The following is a 17,486-nucleotide window of genomic DNA, read 5'->3' on the forward strand; positions in this document are numbered from 1 at the left end:
GCACCCTAAGAGCTAGTCACATAAAGGCTTTGATAGTTGTCGGAGATGTCTACTGACCTGACGGAGAAGCTATTTATTTGAGGGCGCAATGTTGGGCATTATTGAGATGGCTACAAAATGTCAATTCTCTCAAACTCCATAAGTTCAAGCGATCGCTTTGTGCTGTTGACCACAATAAAGCGGGTGATGGGACTCGAACCCACGACGTTCACCTTGGGAAAGTGACATTCTACCACTGAATTACACCCGCGAATAGCACTTAGCATAAATCAAGCTAAATGTCATTATACTACTAGTTTTTCAAATTAGAATTGATGGATTACAAAGTTCGTAGTCAAGGCTTGAGACTACTACTAAGTAAGTCGGTTGGAATAAATCGATCTATGTTAAGCAATGTAAAATTATTGTAATCTAGTTCGTTGTAAGGACTTTAGTCCTAAAAGAAGGACTAAAGTCCTTACTACAAACCTTTAATTATTTACGCCGTTCTACTTAACCCAAGTCTACTGTTTAAAATAAGTTCCGCAATTGACAGGTTATGTTACGCTATCTGCATTTGAAGTATAGAGGTATCTTCAAATGACAAAGTTGCGCTTAGGGTTGCTGTTTGGTGGTTGTTCCGGAGAACATGAGGTGTCGATCAGTTCAGCACGAGCGATCGCTAAAGCTTTGAGTACAGGAGAAAATACTAGTAAGTACGAAATCTTACCTTTTTACATTCAAAAAGATGGACGCTGGTTGGCCGGAGATGCACCGCAACAAGTCTTAGCATCAGGAAAGCCACTGTCATTACCAAACTCTGAAACTAGTAATCAATTAGTGAGTGCTAGTTCCCATTCTCTCAGTCGTTGGCAATCTCCTTCGCAAGTTGGGGAGGTGGATGTTTGGTTTCCGATTCTCCATGGCCCTAACGGCGAAGATGGAACAGTACAGGGTTTGCTGACTTTAATGCAAGTACCTTTTGTGGGTTCTGGGGTGTTAGGTTCAGCACTGGGAATGGATAAAATAGCCATGAAAATGGTTTTTGCCCAAGCTGGATTACCGCAAGTCAAATACAAAACTATCAATCGTTCTCAAATTTGGTCAAATCCTTGTGTTTTTCCCAAATTATGTGATGAAATTGAGTTGAGTTTGGGTTATCCCTGTTTTATTAAACCTGCAAATTTAGGTTCATCGGTGGGAATTGCTAAAGTGCGATCGCGTCAAGAATTAGAAGCAGCCTTAGATAATGCTGCTAGTTATGATCGCCGAATTATTGTAGAAGCAGGAGTCTTTGCCAGAGAATTAGAATGTGCTGTTTTAGGAAACGATCAAGCAAAAGCTTCAGTAGTAGGTGAAATTACTTACAAAAGCGATTTTTATGACTATGAAACTAAATATACAGAAGGGAAAGCAGATCTAGTTATTCCCGCAGCAGTACCAAATGCTATTACTCAGCAAATTCAGGAAATGGCTTTACAAGCTTTTGCTGCTGTTGATGCTGCGGGGTTGGCAAGAGTAGACTTTTTCTACGTAGAAGCAACAGACGAAGTATTGATTAACGAAATTAATACTTTACCAGGCTTTACGGCAACAAGTATGTATCCCCTGCTTTGGCAACACAGTGGTGTTTCTTTTCCAGAACTGGTTGATCAACTAATTCAACTAGCCGTTGAAAGATACTCTCCTGTAGAAGTAGGAGAATCAGAGTAGTGATTTTTCTAGTAAAGTCCACAGTACTAAAAAATACTGAAACTTTGCCAAAAATTCGGTTTAAGTAGTCTTATTCTTTATAAAAAAGCTACTAAAATCCAAGCTTTTGCCACGGATACGTAATGGCTGACTCCTCCGGTACAATTAGTGACAAGAGGGGTAAACATTTGAAAGTAGTTATGGAAAATACTCAAAATGTACAGCAGCCATTGGAGGCAAAAGCACCCATAAATGAAGCTGTAAAAACTGGATCTGAACTACAAACAAGCAAAAACTCTCTGATACATTTGTTAGTTCAACACCCTTGGTTGGTATTCGCTGGAGTGTTGCTAGCTTTGATCAGTACAGTTGCTGTAGCTTTGTATAGTCTTGGTTACGTTGGACGTGTAGGACGTGAAGAACCAGAATTCATCCGGCTTGAAGCAGAATTACCTATCGCTACAACCCCTCAAACTACAAAAGCATCCTATAGTCCTGTTTCTTTGCAGATGATAGCAGCGATCGCCATAAGTTGCGCTGGTGGATGCTTTATCGTTTTTCTTTTGCTTAACCGTCTGACACAGGAAAAAGTTCAACAAAATCCTAATTGGGTTCAATCACGCTTGAAACAACGTCATCAAAAGTGGTTAGAACCATCCCCTAGTAATAATTTACCAGTGTTTGTACCACCAGCACCACAATCTTCTCATACATCTTCAGAAGCAGCAAAACCTGTAGTTACCGTCTTACCACCAGAAGCAGATTTTAACGACGATAGCAAAGATTCTTTGGCAAGCATGATGGATCTTCGTAAACAGACTTCTTTGTCTTCACTTTTGCGCGAGTAAACTCTTGGATAAGGAACTGTAACTAAATATTTGGACAACTATTAACATCTTTCCCTGAATATAAATCCACTTTCTGGCGTTGCTGATTTCATGTATGAAAATGATTCTGCGTAATGCCAAAATCTTTGTAGAGACGCGATATATCGCGTCTCTACATCCGAATTCATACCGCAATTCAGCAACGCCCACTTTCTTTTAGGGGAGACCGCAAAAAAAAGATACCAGCCGTGTTTTAGGATTATTCGTTGTGCAGCGAAGGATTTAGATGTGACGGCTGATATCTTTTTTCAGAGTAAGTGTTTTACCCGACTTTCCGCACTTCATCGTGTAATATCCGTAGATTTCCAAAATCTCACTAACAATGGTTAAATGAACAACACCAATTCTCAATGAATTTAAATATTAATACTTAACGGTTTGACCATTATTAGGAATAATTCTTGAAAATTAAGATAATACATTTTGAAGTGCGGAATATGGGTTTTACCTCATCGCCCCATCTTCTCCTCAGTATTTAGGGTGACGCTTGCTCTATAGAAAGATTAAACTGTGGATAATGTTAACTAGCCTAGCTGGTAACAAGATTTACATAAACATTTACATACCAATAAAAACCATTACCTATATCAAAAGCCAGTTATGTCAGTTCAACAACGTAGTTGCGGTGAAACCGCCGATTTGATTATAGGTGTTCGCAGTCAAGAAACTACTGCTCCTGTAGGTACTCTTGCCAGAAGACAAGGGACTATCTCTTCATTTCTGGCTCCTTTGACGCAGGATACATTTAAACAAGTTGTAAAAGAGGTAGAACAAAAGTTACAGATTGTCAATCAAACCCTATCTATGTTGGATTCTCATGGGTTTGAGACGATTTTGCAGGAAATGTTACAGTCCATAACTTTAAAAACAGGGGAATTATTAGGAGCAGATCGAACAACAATATTTTTATTGGATGAAGAAAAACAACAACTGTGGTCGATTGTAGCTGAAGCAGAAGGCGATCGCTCATTAGAAATTCGTATTCCTGCCGATAAAGGTATTGCTGGGGAAGTTGCTACCCACAAACAGGTGATCAATATTCCTTTTGATTTTTACGATGATCCACGTTCTCGTTTTGCTCAAGAACAAGAAAAAAGCACAGGTTATCGTACTTATACAATGCTAGCTTTGCCTTTGTTGAACGAACAAGGGCAATTAGTAGCCGTCGTGCAATTGCTCATCGGATGCAGATTGGGATGATGGTGTGTGGACTTTTAGGGATAAGTAGAAGAAGGACACGGGGGACACGCGGAGAATAATCAATGACCAATGACAAATGACCTATTAAGAATTTATACACCGTTTTTTTCAGAGAATTTATTATTTCTGTTATTTTCACTACATAATTCCAATAAAGCGATCGCGAATTCCTAGCTTGTTTAAGAAATACTTAGCAATAAATAAAAAACTATCCTGAAATCAGTAATATAGGCAGTAATTAATAAAATACAACCTCTTATCAAAGTACGAGAGCTTGCCAAAGAGATAAATTCGATGGCAAGCAAATCAGAATAATAAAAAAACTCTTTAATTACGATGAAAGCCTTGAGTGCTATATTGCCCCTTGCTGAAAATCGATTGTATCAGCTACTAGAACTTTTACCTTTAGGAGTGGCTATCATCGAAAAAGATGGCAATTACTCTTATATTAATCAAACTGGTCAAAAATTACTGGGTTCAGGTAAAATTATAAATTTGCCAAGCGAACAAATAGCTATTGCGTATCAAATTTATCGAGCTGGCACTAAAGAATTATATCCAAGCATACAACTACCATCAGTACAAGCATTAGCAGGAAAAGCTGCGGATGCTGATGATTTGGAGATTCATCGTCAAGGAAAAGCGATCGCGTTACAGATGAAAGTCATTCCTATATTTGATGATAGAGGTGAGGTAACTTACGCGATCGCAACACTGCAAGATATCACAAAAAGCAAACAAACAGAACAAAATATTACTGATATTAAGCTTGCTGAAGAAGTGCTAAAACAAAGTGAAGAATACTTACGTACCGTAGTTAATAATTTTCCCCTAATTCTCTGGGCAATGGATAAAAATGGAGTTTTTACCCTCTCAGAAGGAAAGGGACTAGAAGGATTAGGATTGAAACCAGGAGAAGCTGTTGGTCATTCAGTATTTGACATGTATGGCGATTTACCAGAGGTCGTAGCAGCGTTCCGCAATTCTTTGACTACAGGTGTTCCCTACTACGTCACAGCTACAACTAATGGTTGCACATTAGAAGGAATGGCTAATCCTTTCTACGATCACCAAGGTAACATCCAGGGAATGATAGGAGTTTCTATGGATATTACTGCTCGCAAAGACGCAGAAGAAGCTCTCAAGAAAAGTGAAGCCCAATTTCGTAAGTTAGCAGAAAACGTACCGGGGATGATATTTAGGTATATCTTGCACCCCAATGGTAGTAATGAATGTACTTATTTAAGTCCCAGATGTCAGGATATTTACGAAATAGAACCAGAAATAGTCATCCAGGATTCCCAAAGAATGTGGTCTTTAATACATCCAGATGACAGTTTAACCATCCAAGCCTTGATTGCAGAATCTTTGCACAAACCACAATCAGTTAATTTTGAACACCGAATTGTGACTCCTTCTGGGCGCATCAAATGGGTTCAAGTGATTGCTCAAGCTGAACTACAAGCAAACGGAGATAGTATTTGGGATGGAGTAGTAATTGACATCACTGAACGCAAACACACAGAAGAACTTTTAGCCGACTACAACCGCACCCTTGAACAACAAGTGCGCGAAAGAACCATCGCCCTAGAACAAGAAATTTGGGAACGCAAACGAGCTGAAGATATAGCTAAAACTGCTGAAATTGCTCTGCGCCAAGCAAACTTAGAATTAGAACGCTTAGTAACATTGGATGGTTTAACTCAAGTTGCAAATCGTCGCCGCTTTGATGAATACCTATCCCAAGAATGGCGACGCACGGCACGAGAGCTACAGTATCTAGCTTTAATATTATGTGATGTAGATTACTTTAAAAGCTACAATGATCATTACGGACATCAAGCTGGCGATGCTTGTTTAAAAAACATCGCCGCAGCCATGCGTAATACTCTCAAGCGTCCAGCAGATTTAGTCGCTCGCTATGGTGGAGAAGAATTTGCCATCATTTTACCCTACACAGCAGTCCAAGGTGCTGTCGCCGTAGCCCAAGCAATTCAAAAAGCAATCAAACTATTACGATTACTGCATCTTCAATCTCAGGTTAGCAACTTTATTACTCTGAGTTTCGGTGTCTCCAGTGTAATCCCTACTCACAACCTCAAACCCGAAACCCTGATCAAAACCGCAGATGAAGCACTGTACCAAGCCAAAAAACAGGGACGCGATCGCATTGTTTGTATATGAGAATTGGTGGTTGTTGGTGGTTGCTTAAAAACTCACCTCGCACAAAAAGGGAAAACCAGAATCAAAGTTTATTGCAAGGATTATACTTATACTCCGCACGGGCAGAAATTGCGCTTTTACATTACTCTGAGCGCATCAATGAATCTCACCTGATGTATTCACAAAAGCTCAGATTGTGAACGTGTGCAGTATAACTGTTGTCGAGTTTAGCAGTAGTAGGTAAAAATATTGGCTGAGTAAGGTAGTCCTGAAACTGTTACTTTGATCAATTTTCAGGGAAATATGTGATTGTGTACCCCAAAATTTTTTAGCTCATCAGGCAAGGTAGCAGTATTTTATGCAACTCATTACCTCGTTAGATATTAGGAATTCAGAATATTTTTCTAAAGATAGGTTTATTAGCTACCATCATCAGATGCGTCTCATAGCTTCGCTTGGTAGTCAAGTAAGCAACATTCTGGAAATTGGAATTTTTAATTCCTTTCTCAAAGACCTCCTGAAGTTAAACGGTTACAACGTCACTACTGCTGATATTGACCCCAACCTTAACCCAGAGATAATTCTGGATTTGACAGCAGATTTTTCGTTGCCTCAAAATAAATTTGATCTCATAGTACTGTTTCAAGTGCTAGAACATCTGCCTTATGAACAGTCAGAACAAGCTTTAAAGAAACTTGCACAAGCAACAAAGAGATTTTTGATAATTTCGATTCCCTACAATACTCAGTATCTCACACTCCAACTGAGATTATCTTTCTTGCCTAGACCAAGACATTTGTTACTCAAAATTCCTCGATTCTGGAGTACAAAGCCAGTTTGTAATCAACACTACTGGGAAATGGGGTTAAAAGGATATCCAAAAACGGGCATTCTCAACTCTATAGCCAAAGTTGGGTTAAATGTTAAGCAAGAATTTCTTGATCCGAGCAATCCATACCATTACTTTTTGCTACTAGAAAAAACTCCAAATATCTAGTATTCTCCATCAATAGATTAACAATATTGTAGTCGGAACGCTCAGTACCTAGTTGAGCAAATACAACAGAGTGTAGGGAAATCCGAATCACAATTTGACGGCAAACAATGCTAAATAAAAGAATCAAAACCTAAGTGCAGCTATTAAAATTCTAATTGGTATAATGTCCTATTGCTTTTGGCTTTACCCTGGAAGCAAAAGACTAGGGTATGTTTGCCACATTCAAAACTCAAATATTTGCACTTGAAGATCATCAATTATGCTAGAACAAGGAACCATCAGTATTCATACTGAAAATATTTTCCCGATTATCAAGAAGTCTCTTTACTCAGATCACCAGATATTCTTGCGGGAACTTGTATCCAACGCCGTTGATGCTATCCAAAAGCTGAATATGGTATCCCGTGCTGGAGAATACTCTGGCAATACTGGTGAACCAGAAATTCAAATTGCTATAGACAAAGACAATAAAACCCTCTCCATCACCGATAACGGTATTGGAATGACAGCAGATGAGGTGAAAAAGTATATCAATCAGGTTGCTTTTTCTAGCGCCGAAGAATTTATTCACAAGTATAAAAGCACATCTGATCAACCAATAATTGGTCACTTCGGTCTAGGCTTTTACTCTTCCTTCATGGTGGCGCAAAAAGTCGAAATTGATACCCTATCTTACAAAGAAGGGGCGCAGGCTGTTCACTGGAGTTGTGATGGATCGCCAGAGTTTACTTTAGAGGAATCATCTCGTACAACTCTTGGTACGACAATAACTCTCCATTTAATGGAGGAAGAACTAGATTATTTAGAATCAGCACGCATCAAAAATCTGATCCAAACTTACTGCGATTTTATGCCAGTGCCAATTAAACTGGATGGCGAGGTGTTAAATCGCCAAAAAGCACCATGGCGCGAGTCTCCCAGTAACTTAAATAAGGAAGACTATATAGAGTTTTATCGCTACCTCTATCCTTTCCAAGAAGAACCCCTGCTATGGGTGCATTTGAATACGGATTATCCTTTTATCATCAACGGAATTCTGTATTTTCCAAAGTTAAGACCGGATGTTGATGTCACCAAAGGACAAATTAAGTTATTCTGCAATCAAGTTTTTGTCAGCGATCACTGCGAAGAAATTATTCCCCAATTTCTCTTACCGATGCGGGGTGTAATTGATAGTAGCGATATTCCTCTGAATGTATCACGCAGCGCTTTGCAGACCGATCGCACTGTCAAGAAAATCGGTGATTACATCGCTAAAAAAGTAGGCGATCGCCTCAAAGAACTTTACCGCGACAGCCGTGATCAATATATTAGCGCTTGGAAAGACCTCGGCACTTTCGTGAAATTCGGGGTGATGAACGATGAAAAGTTCAAAAAGCAAGTCGAAGATATCCTGATTTTCCGCAGTACAGCCAAGCAATCTAACCAAACCCCTTCCGAAATCCCAGCAGTACAAGTACAATCCGAAGGAGAAGACGCTTGGCAAGATGTTACTCCAAGTGCAAGTGAATCTTCTGAGGGTGATTCCTACACAACCATCAAAGAATATTTGGAACGCAATAAAGAACGCCACGAAAACCGCGTTTTCTACTGCACCGACGAAGCAACACAAGCCACCTACGTCGAACTTCACAAAAAACAAGGGTTAGAAGTCCTGTTTATGGACTCCTTCATCGATACCCATTTTATCAACTTCCTGGAACGCGAATTCCAAGATGTCAAATTTACACGCGTAGACTCTGATTTAGATCAGACTCTCTTAGATAAAGATCAAGCAACAGAAATAGTTGATCCCAAAACCAATAAAACTCGTGGCGAGGTAATCAAAGAGTTATTTGAGAAAGCGCTCAACAAACCGAAATTAAATATCCGCACCGAAGCTTTAAAATCAGATAACCCTCAAAGTACACCTCCTGCAATGGTGTTATTACCAGAAATTTTGCGTCGCTTCCGGGAAATGAATGCACTTATGCAGCAGCAAATGACAGAATTTCCAGAAGAGCATATTTTGCTGGTAAATACCACCCATCCCCTGATTCAAAACTTGGCAACCCTCAGCCAAAGTAGTATTATTCAGGGTGAAGGTGAATCACCCACAGGTCAATTAGTCAACATGATCTGCCAACACATCTATGATTTGGCACTCATGTCTCAAAAAGGTTTTGATGCTGAAGGAATGAAAGGCTTTGTTGAGCGTTCTAATGACGTCTTAACTAAGTTGACACAACAAGCTGCTAATTAACCTTTATAAAAAATGGGGAAAGGTAAAAGGGAAAAATACTCACAAATACCTTTACCTCATCTCCTATACCCGCAAGCAGCTATACAATAAGAGATTGTGTTCAAAGTAAATCGGAGATTCTCCTATGTCTCGTCGCTGTGATTTAACCGGCAAAACAGCCAACAACGGCTTTACAATTTCCCACTCCCACCGTCGCACAAAACGGATTCAGCACGTCAACTTGCAAAGCAAGCGCGTTTGGTGGCCTCAAGGTAATCGTTGGGTGAAACTCAAATTGTCTACCAAAGCGATCAAAACCTTGGAAAAGAAAGGTTTAGCAGCTATGGCTAAAGAAGCCGGGATTAACCTTAACCATTACTAATAGTGATTGTCATTTCCCAGTCTACGGCTGGGATTTCCATCAGTGAGGTACAACCTTTTACTCATCATTCTTGGCCTTTTCTGTCTACTTCACGAAAAATCAGCAACAATACAAATAAGTATATTTCCTTGTGCCTCTCTATTAATGGGAGGCTTTTTAATACCTTAAGATTATTTTTTCTTCAATTGATAAGTTTCCCAAAGCAAATGGGTACTATATGTTTACTCTCATAGCAATATTTTGATGACAGGACTTACGCAAGTGTCACAAAAATTTCAAAATTTTGCTTGTAGTGAGGACTTTAGTCCTTATTTTGAGGACTAAAGTCCTCACTACGAACTTAAAATAATATGCCAGTTGCGTAAGTCCTGGATGAAATTGCTCGAAAATCCTTTTTTACAAATTCAATCTCAAGAAGCATGGAAAATCAATAAAGTAGGTAGGTGTAATTAAAGATAAAATAAAACCTCACCCTGCCTCCGGCTTCCCTCTCCTTACTAAGGAGAGGGATTGAGGGTGAGGTTTTATATTTAATTTGACCCACTTACTAATCACATCAAATAGATTGATAGGAAAGCGGTTATGTCTCAAAGAAAACGTCTATTTCAAACAAGAAAAATTATTTATCAAAAAAGTTATTTATCTAGAATCAGAAAACAAATTATTCGGTTCATCAGAACTTTATTTATTAATGAAAAAAGACGAAGTACGGTAAATGGTGGTTTTGTTTTGCCAACAGTGATAATGGTATCACTGGTAGTTGTTTTACTTACAACTGCTATTTTATTTCGTTCCTTTGAACGCTCAAAAAATGCCAGTAATGTCCGTGTGAATGAAGTTGTACTGAACGCTGCATCACCTGCAATAGAGCGCGCCAGGGCAAAATTAGATGCCTTGTTTGAAGATCCAACACTACCAAGAGGTACACCATCTGATAGTGCTTTGTATGATGCTCTGAAAAAAGATAAATATAGGCTAGGTGATGAGACTCGTTTAAAGCTAGCTTATGATCTTGACAATCCTCAAAATGGCATTGATACCGACAATCCCTCAAGAATAGAGGACGACGAAACATTAAAAACTGCTTGGAAATTTGCTGTTGATACAGACAATAATGGCAAAAAAGATAGCTATGTTTTATATGGAATATATTTCCGTTCACCTAGTAAAAACTCTAGTGGACAGTTTGATCGTCAAAGGAGTCCCTTAGACGCTAGAACCCCACCAATGGATGATGCTTCAACTAACCAGCAATGTAGTACATCGGCTGGTTTTTCAAGTTTGGTCGGCAACTCAAGTTGGTATAAACTGCAATCTGGTAATTTGGGTAAAAGCTTTTTTGTATATACAATTAATGTGCCAATTACTGAATCAGAATTTAATAGTCTAACCGATAAAACTGGATATGAAGCATATAAAGGAAATAAAGGTTTTGTTGCCTTAGAATTTCAACAAGACCGCAGTCGCATTCCTCTACCATATAACGCTGTTTGGTTTGAGAATGACTTAGAAATAGTCACTGGTTCTACAGAAGTAAAATTAAACGGAAGAATTCATACAAATGGTAATTTACTAGTAGGTGTAACTAATAGTGGAGGTAGTCTAAAATTCCGGCAAGTTAGTAGTAAATCATCATGTTTTTATAATCAAGAAAATGGGCTGATGACAGTTGGGGGTAACGTTGGAAACGGAAGCCTTTATCAAGTTGGTACTGAAGATAGTAAAGTCATCGTTGATCTTTATAGAGGTTTTGGACAAACTATCAGTAATTCTTACAAACTCAACATTAATAGCACCAATAAATCCACAAATAGTTCAGGTGGTTCAGCAATAGGCTTTAATGATGGAGCATATGAACAGCGTATTGGTCAGATGAAAAGTGATGGTATAGCTTTATGTACAGCTTGCCATAGTGCAGGAACTATCAGTGATTTCAAAACTGCTGTTCAAGGAAGTAATTATCCAGAAGAAGTTATAAATAATGTTGATGACCAAGTAACTGACAATGATGATATTGAGAGTGCGAAAGAAGTACTTGAAGACGAAATAGAAATTTATTTGCGAAATCGGACACGACGAGTTCCCTACGCGGAAGTCCCAGGTAGTACTTCTGTTGGAGCATTAGATGGTTATAGTACTATTACTAGCTCATTAGAACCCCAGGCAGGGTGGAGAGAACCACTAAATTCTAATAATTTAACAGGTACAAGTATTGCACTAAATACAGATCAGCTAGAGGCGACATATCCCGAATTGCAAAAACAAGAAGGTGTGCAGGAAAAATTGGGCGATCGCGTGATAGCTGGTAATAACCTACCTGCAAAATGGCTACAGGGTAATGACTATGTTGGTTCGGAAACTAATCAGCTGATTTCTGGTGTTAACTGGACAAGACTAACTGGTAGTGATACTCAACAAAGATGGCGGAATACTCAAATACAAGTGATCGCAGACTTAGGTATCTCAGAACGCAACGGTTTCTGGGAAGAAAAAGCCGCAGAGAATACTGGTAATCCCTTAGATAGCGTCGGTGGAATCAGGATTGTGACTGGCGCAGGTATATATGTTGATGGGACTGGTAATACTGTCAATACAACAAGTGGCCCTTTTTACCCTCGTGATCTTAATTCATTTTTGCCAGTTCCCTCCAGTACTGACAATACAGTTGTTTGGCCGGATACTATGCCCATGACTAGCGCCAAATCAACAGAAACTCGCAAAGGTGATCTATTAATGCGAGCCACAGCTGTCTATCACTATAAAAATAACGCTGGTAACGCCCAAACTCCGATTGCTTGTGTAAGTAGCTACTATGATCCCACAAGTGACACTACAGCTAAAAACAAGGTAAATCAAGATGGAGGGTATCGTGTAGATACCAGCAACGGTCGTTCAAACAATGGTGTTGTTTACAATTTCCCTGGTAGAGACACTTTTGAAGATAATAAAACTCTTCTGGGACTTCAAGCAAACTTGAAGTTTCCAAATGGGCGCTGGGTTAATAAACCTTTAAAAGATGCTTTGGATAAAATTGGCTCAGGAACTACAGTACCTGATACTGGTTTACAACTAGAAGATTACTCAGCCATTGATACAGCCCTTTGTAGTATTGCAATTCTCAATAATGAAACTAATTTTGTAGAAACTCCTACGAATCAGCCTTCTCACGGTGCAATCAAAGAAGCATCTTTCTTAGATGGTAGAGAAGCCAAGCAAATTAGCCCATCAACTTCCACAAGCGTCACAGATTTATCAACTAGCTACAATTTAGACCTAGAACAGCGTCAACCCCTAGAAATTAGGGTGACAGACATAGATTTAGAGCGGCTAGCTAATACAACATATACTGAAAGTGGTAGTACTACTGAGTATTTCTTGCCCTATAGTGGCATTATTTACGCCAGTCGAGAAGATGCATTGATCGATGACACTACTTCAGGTTCCAAATCGCTGAGTAGTACTGATTTCAAACTTGATCCTACTCGTCGCCCCAACGGAATCCGTTTGATTAACGGCGTAACTCTGGCAAGAAAACCTAGTACTAACAATAACGCTTACAATTCACTAGAAAAAGGTCTGATTTTAGTAACTGATTTGCCAGCTTATATCAAGGGTAAATTCAATTTGCATCGTAGCGGTGTTACAGGTGCAGATAGCACTACAGAAATTGAAGAATTTACAGAAATAGAGTCAACAAGCGTAGACTTTTACAATCGCAGTACTGCTAATACTAAGTTTGCTTGTCGGATCGGTAGAACTGGTTGTTCTAGTAGTACAGGTAACGGTGACTATTGGCGACCTGCCACTATTATTGCCGATTCAATGACTTTGTTGTCTGGTGGGTTTAAAGATGGTGTTCGTAGTAATGCTGACTATCACCTGAACAACAACACAGGTGCTTTAGTTAGCTCCCAGAAAGCCGACTCAACATTCGATGATACATATTTTGCTACCTTGGATGTAGCCACAAGAAACATAGTTAGAAATCGCCTCAAAAATGGCTTTTGGGAAAACGGCTTTGCTACGAGTGCAGATTGGTGGACACCTGATAGTGGTACGATTTTCCCGAAAACAACTATGGGGTCTTACGTCAAAAATGGAATTACACCAATTCAGCGACGGGTAAATGCTAACCCCATGTATGTCATGGAAATGTGTCGTCAAGATTTGGTGTCAGAATGTCAACCTGGTGATTGGTATATCGGGTTTGATATTAATGGAGATGGAGTTTTAAGTGATACTGCACAGTCTTACACCATACCAGGAACTACATTTGGTACTACAACAACAGTAACGCTCACCGAAAGTCAAATTAAGAGCTATCAATTAGGCCAAGCCATAGCAGCTGCCTATGGTTCCACTATTCCTGCTGGTTCCGACAACATACTAATTAATAGTGAATTAGGCTGGACTACTGCATTCACTACTTCTAGTAATAATAAGAGCATTAGAGAACGTCTTGGTGCTGGCGATACTGGTAGTTTTGCATTGGTATCAACAGAGCGACGTTATCCCCGTCGCGTTGCTTTTGCACGCAACGATAGTAATCAATTGGTAACTCCAACTCCTACTACTTATAAACCAATGGGAGTAGGTTGTCCTGTATACGTTTCTACGTATAGTACTGCTGATGATTATAAAAAGAATGGATGTACCTATGCTAGCAGCCCAGTTGAATACACTAATTACGGGATGAAAGGAGACAACTCGCTTTGGTTTAGGGGAACATCTCATGCCACTAACCCCAGCTTAAGCCCAAATTACGAAACTGACCGCTCACTGTTCTATTACCCTCCTATAGACGGAGGAGACGCTGATACAAATGCTGATTTGGATGGTCAACCACGTCTAGTACCCGTTTTGCAGATTCATGATGCCAACAGTACCCCCACTGACAGTGCAGGTAACACTAGAAGTGATTCTGCAACACAAGATAACTTTCGATTGAAATGGCTACAAGTCGCTGATGCTGATACTACATTTAATGCAACTTTTGTAGTAGCAAATAGCCCCAGTAGACCAGAGGAAATTTCCGCAGGTTTGCAGAACTTGGTACGATTTTTGGAAAGCTGGTATTATCAAGCCAGCAATCCGAAGCTAAGAACAGTCAAAATCAGTGGTAGTTTCATTCAGTTGCAGCGAAGTACCTACGCCACAGCACCACTAGCACCAGTTGTAGAGACAACAGGCTCTGCGAATACTACTACTAATAATTACAGCCTGTTTAAATATGCATACAAAACCTATCCAACTCCTAACCTGAGTGGTTTATCTCCTTTCTACAATCCACCAGATAGAAATTGGGGTTTTGATGTCGGACTGTTGTCAGAACAACCAGATTTGTTTGCCCAAAGATTTACTATGCCACCTACTGGTCGCCCAAATGAGTATTTTAGGGAAGTAGGGCGCGATGATACTTGGGTACAAACTTTACTTTGTGCTGGTCAAGCTAGCAATCAGACAGGAATTGTAGGGCAAGGAGACGTAACTTATAGTCGTGCGGTTCCTACAGAATATCTACCCAACACTTCTAGCTGTCCTTCTATTCCACCTGATTTAAATCATTCAGATGATTGATGTGGAAGTCAATACTGCTCGGATAAGACAAATGTATTGACATTTAAACCCTGTAGAGACGTTGCACTGCAACGTCTCTACATACCAAAATTATGACGAAAAATCCTGTCCCTTGCAGTATTAGGTCAAATCTCATCCAATAGAATTTTGAAGACCTGTTGCTAGCAAAGTCCCTCTTCAAAAAGGATGAGAGAAATGTAAAAAAATCTATTTCTTTTGTTTTAGATAGCTATGATTCCAGAGAAGAAACTGAGTAAAGAAACGCTATAAGCTGATGTGCATTTAAACTAGGATTTTTGAGAGCTATACTGCTTACTGTGTCGAGATTGCTCGCTCGATTTAAATGCTGAACAGCTTATTACTTACTAATAGCGATTAGTAAAATTACGCAATCTAATCAAAGAGGATTCACCATAATTGAATCTTTGATAGCACTACTTGTGGTTAGCATTTTGCTAGCGGCGATCGCTCCCGTTATTACCCTAGCTGTTGCAACTCGTGTTCAATCTCGACAGGTAGAATTAGCAAGCCAAGCCGCTAGGACATATATTGATGGGGTTAGAACTGGGAAAATTGATGCTCCAACCTCCACAGGAAGCGATACCCTCAATGCATATACTGCACCTACTACGACAGGAACCCTAACTTGTCCTACTTCTACAAACCCTAACGCTTATTGTACTGCTCCAACTGGTACATCTTTATACTGTGTCAATTTTGATAGTACCGATGGATGCCAAAATAGCAGCCTTACAGATATGGTCATACAGGCTTTTCGCTACAATCCAACCAGTGGTAGTACAGCTGCTAACGGATACAGTCTGGGAATAAGGGTTTATAGAGCAGATGCTTTTAAACTCAGTACTACTCTTTCTCGAAATAATGCTGGTGGTAATAACGAAAAAGTAACACAAAATAGTTTTACCGGAGGCGCTGGTCAACGCACTTCACCTTTGGTGGAAATGATCACAGATATTAACGAGACTGTACCTAAATATAATGACTTATGTGATCGCTTGGGCGGTTGTAATAATTAATTCTAAATTTTCAATAATAAGCAGCAGTATGAAAAATTTAATCTATTTTATTCTCAGCAGGTTCATAAAATGCTCTGGAATAAATAACAAAAATGGCGGCTTCACCCTCATAGAATTACTAGTAGCTATGGTGTTAGCAGTGCTAGTAATCACGCCTTTAATGATATTTATGATTAACATCATGGATACCGATCAAAAACAACAAGCTAAAGCAACAACTGAACAAGAAATCCAAGCAGCACAGGATTATATTTCTCGTGATATGGAACAAGCTATCTATATTTACGATTCGGATGGTCTTACTAGAAATAACAACAGTACTACAATTACTTCTTCGGGTATTAAAGACCAAATTCCACCAGTCAAAGGCGCCCCTAATTGTAACTCTAGTAACACAAGTAACTGTACACCAGTCCTTGTCTTTTGGAAACGAGAGTTTGTTGCTAATAGCGTTGGGGTTACTTCTAAAACAGACACCACTAAAGATGATGGTTTTACTTACTCTTTAGTCGCATATTATCTTATTACTAATCCCAGTGGTACCTCTCCTTGGTCATCTTCAGCACGTATTGCGAGGTTTCAAATTCGTGGGCCAGTGAATTTAGCTAATGCTGATGCAAACAATGACAATGTTACTAATGATAGTAATAGCAATGAAAAAGTAGATATTGGGTACAATCCACCACCATTAGGTGCGAATGGAGCCGCTCTCAAAGAGAAAATGAACCAATGGAAAACTTCATTAGCTGCAACAGGGAGTTACACCCAACGTGTAGAAACTTTAATTGATTACATTAGCACTAGCGGTCCTTTAGTTACTCCTTGCTCTACTCCTAAACTTATAGGAACTACCACTAGCGGTTTTTTTGCTTGTGTTGATGCTAATGAGATTTTGGCACAAGTATATATACGTGGTAACGCATTTATTCGCCTCAAAAATAACAATAGTCTTTCGTACAGTCAAGCTAATTCTGCTTATTTCCCTAGTGTTAGTAACCGAATACAAGGACGCGGATTCATATATACTAAATAACTTTTAAAATTGAAATCTATATATCTTTTTAATAAAAGGTTAATATGCATCGTACCAAGTTATTAATTTTAAATAAAATTACTATAAAATTAGTATTTCAAAAAAACAAACAAATATTGTCTAAGCAATCACAAAGCAACACTAGTTATGGTTATAGCGTTTCCTATGCTAATGAAGTATAGCTAGACTTCATAGATAAATCATTTCAACTTTGAGAATGTACCTCATCTGAGCGAGAACCGCTATATACCTTAATAGAAATGGTAATCGACCACGGGTGAGTACAAACTAAAAATAGTCAAAAGCTTTTAAACGCTT

At 39.2% G+C, this 17,486-nt stretch carries 9 protein-coding genes, 1 tRNA gene and 1 pseudogene; 10 read left to right on the top strand and 1 reads right to left on the bottom strand.

Annotated elements, in window-relative coordinates:
• Positions 1–178: 178 nt before the first annotated feature.
• Positions 179–250, bottom strand: a tRNA-Gly gene (locus AC5JMK_RS03580).
• A gap of 329 nt (positions 251–579) precedes the next feature.
• Here AC5JMK_RS03580 and AC5JMK_RS03585 point away from each other — a divergent pair.
• The 10 genes and pseudogenes from AC5JMK_RS03585 (at position 580) to hpsC (ending at position 17,168) form a co-directional block, all read left to right on the top strand.
• Entirely contained in the window at positions 580–1,692 is a 1,113-nt protein-coding gene (locus tag AC5JMK_RS03585) for a D-alanine--D-alanine ligase family protein (protein ID WP_096676634.1), read from the top strand.
• Between the two features lie 122 nt (positions 1,693–1,814).
• Complete coding sequence (locus AC5JMK_RS03590; RefSeq protein WP_495909400.1) at positions 1,815–2,519, top strand: hypothetical protein; 705 nt, start codon at positions 1,815–1,817, stop codon at positions 2,517–2,519.
• Positions 2,520–3,158: 639 nt separating this feature from the next.
• A pseudogene (locus AC5JMK_RS03595) lies at positions 3,159–3,737 on the top strand (GAF domain-containing protein); the annotation flags it as partial.
• 357 nt (positions 3,738–4,094) lie between these two features.
• The gene (locus AC5JMK_RS03600) at positions 4,095–5,942 is read left to right on the top strand and encodes a diguanylate cyclase domain-containing protein (RefSeq protein WP_495909401.1); all 1,848 of its coding nucleotides are present in this window, start codon (positions 4,095–4,097) and stop codon (positions 5,940–5,942) included.
• A 337-nt stretch (positions 5,943–6,279) separates the two neighbouring features.
• A complete protein-coding gene (locus AC5JMK_RS03605) occupies positions 6,280–6,918 on the top strand; it encodes a class I SAM-dependent methyltransferase (protein ID WP_096676638.1) in 639 nt (212 codons plus the stop codon).
• 259 nt (positions 6,919–7,177) lie between these two features.
• Positions 7,178–9,160 carry a molecular chaperone HtpG gene (gene htpG / locus AC5JMK_RS03610; protein ID WP_096676639.1) on the top strand — a complete coding sequence of 661 codons (1,983 nt, stop codon included), beginning with the start codon at positions 7,178–7,180 and terminating at the stop codon, positions 9,158–9,160.
• Between the two features lie 124 nt (positions 9,161–9,284).
• On the top strand, positions 9,285–9,521 hold the full coding sequence (gene rpmB, locus AC5JMK_RS03615; protein WP_096676640.1) for a 50S ribosomal protein L28: 237 nt from the start codon (positions 9,285–9,287) through the stop codon (positions 9,519–9,521).
• Positions 9,522–10,103: 582 nt separating this feature from the next.
• Entirely contained in the window at positions 10,104–15,098 is a 4,995-nt protein-coding gene (gene hpsA / locus AC5JMK_RS03620) for a hormogonium polysaccharide biosynthesis protein HpsA (RefSeq protein WP_096676641.1), read from the top strand.
• 383 nt (positions 15,099–15,481) lie between these two features.
• Positions 15,482–16,135, top strand: a complete 654-nt coding sequence (gene hpsB, locus AC5JMK_RS03625; RefSeq protein WP_495909402.1) for a hormogonium polysaccharide secretion pseudopilin HpsB — start codon at positions 15,482–15,484, stop codon at positions 16,133–16,135.
• 28 nt (positions 16,136–16,163) lie between these two features.
• Complete coding sequence (gene hpsC / locus AC5JMK_RS03630; protein WP_096676643.1) at positions 16,164–17,168, top strand: hormogonium polysaccharide secretion pseudopilin HpsC; 1,005 nt, start codon at positions 16,164–16,166, stop codon at positions 17,166–17,168.
• Positions 17,169–17,486: the final 318 nt, after the last annotated feature.

It is taken from the genome of Pelatocladus sp., assembly GCF_059505505.1.

What these genes read in the sequence shown, in the direction of transcription:
- hpsC (WP_096676643.1), top strand. Translation starts at nt 16,164, where the DNA reads ATGAAAAATTTAATCTATTTTATTCTCAGCAGGTTCATAAAATGCTCT.
- AC5JMK_RS03600 (WP_495909401.1), top strand. Translation starts at nt 4,095, where the DNA reads ATGAAAGCCTTGAGTGCTATATTGCCCCTTGCTGAAAATCGATTGTAT.
- AC5JMK_RS03590 (WP_495909400.1), top strand. Translation starts at nt 1,815, where the DNA reads ATGGCTGACTCCTCCGGTACAATTAGTGACAAGAGGGGTAAACATTTG.
- AC5JMK_RS03585 (WP_096676634.1), top strand. Translation starts at nt 580, where the DNA reads ATGACAAAGTTGCGCTTAGGGTTGCTGTTTGGTGGTTGTTCCGGAGAA.
- rpmB (WP_096676640.1), top strand. Translation starts at nt 9,285, where the DNA reads ATGTCTCGTCGCTGTGATTTAACCGGCAAAACAGCCAACAACGGCTTT.
- htpG (WP_096676639.1), top strand. Translation starts at nt 7,178, where the DNA reads ATGCTAGAACAAGGAACCATCAGTATTCATACTGAAAATATTTTCCCG.
- hpsA (WP_096676641.1), top strand. Translation starts at nt 10,104, where the DNA reads ATGTCTCAAAGAAAACGTCTATTTCAAACAAGAAAAATTATTTATCAA.
- AC5JMK_RS03605 (WP_096676638.1), top strand. Translation starts at nt 6,280, where the DNA reads ATGCAACTCATTACCTCGTTAGATATTAGGAATTCAGAATATTTTTCT.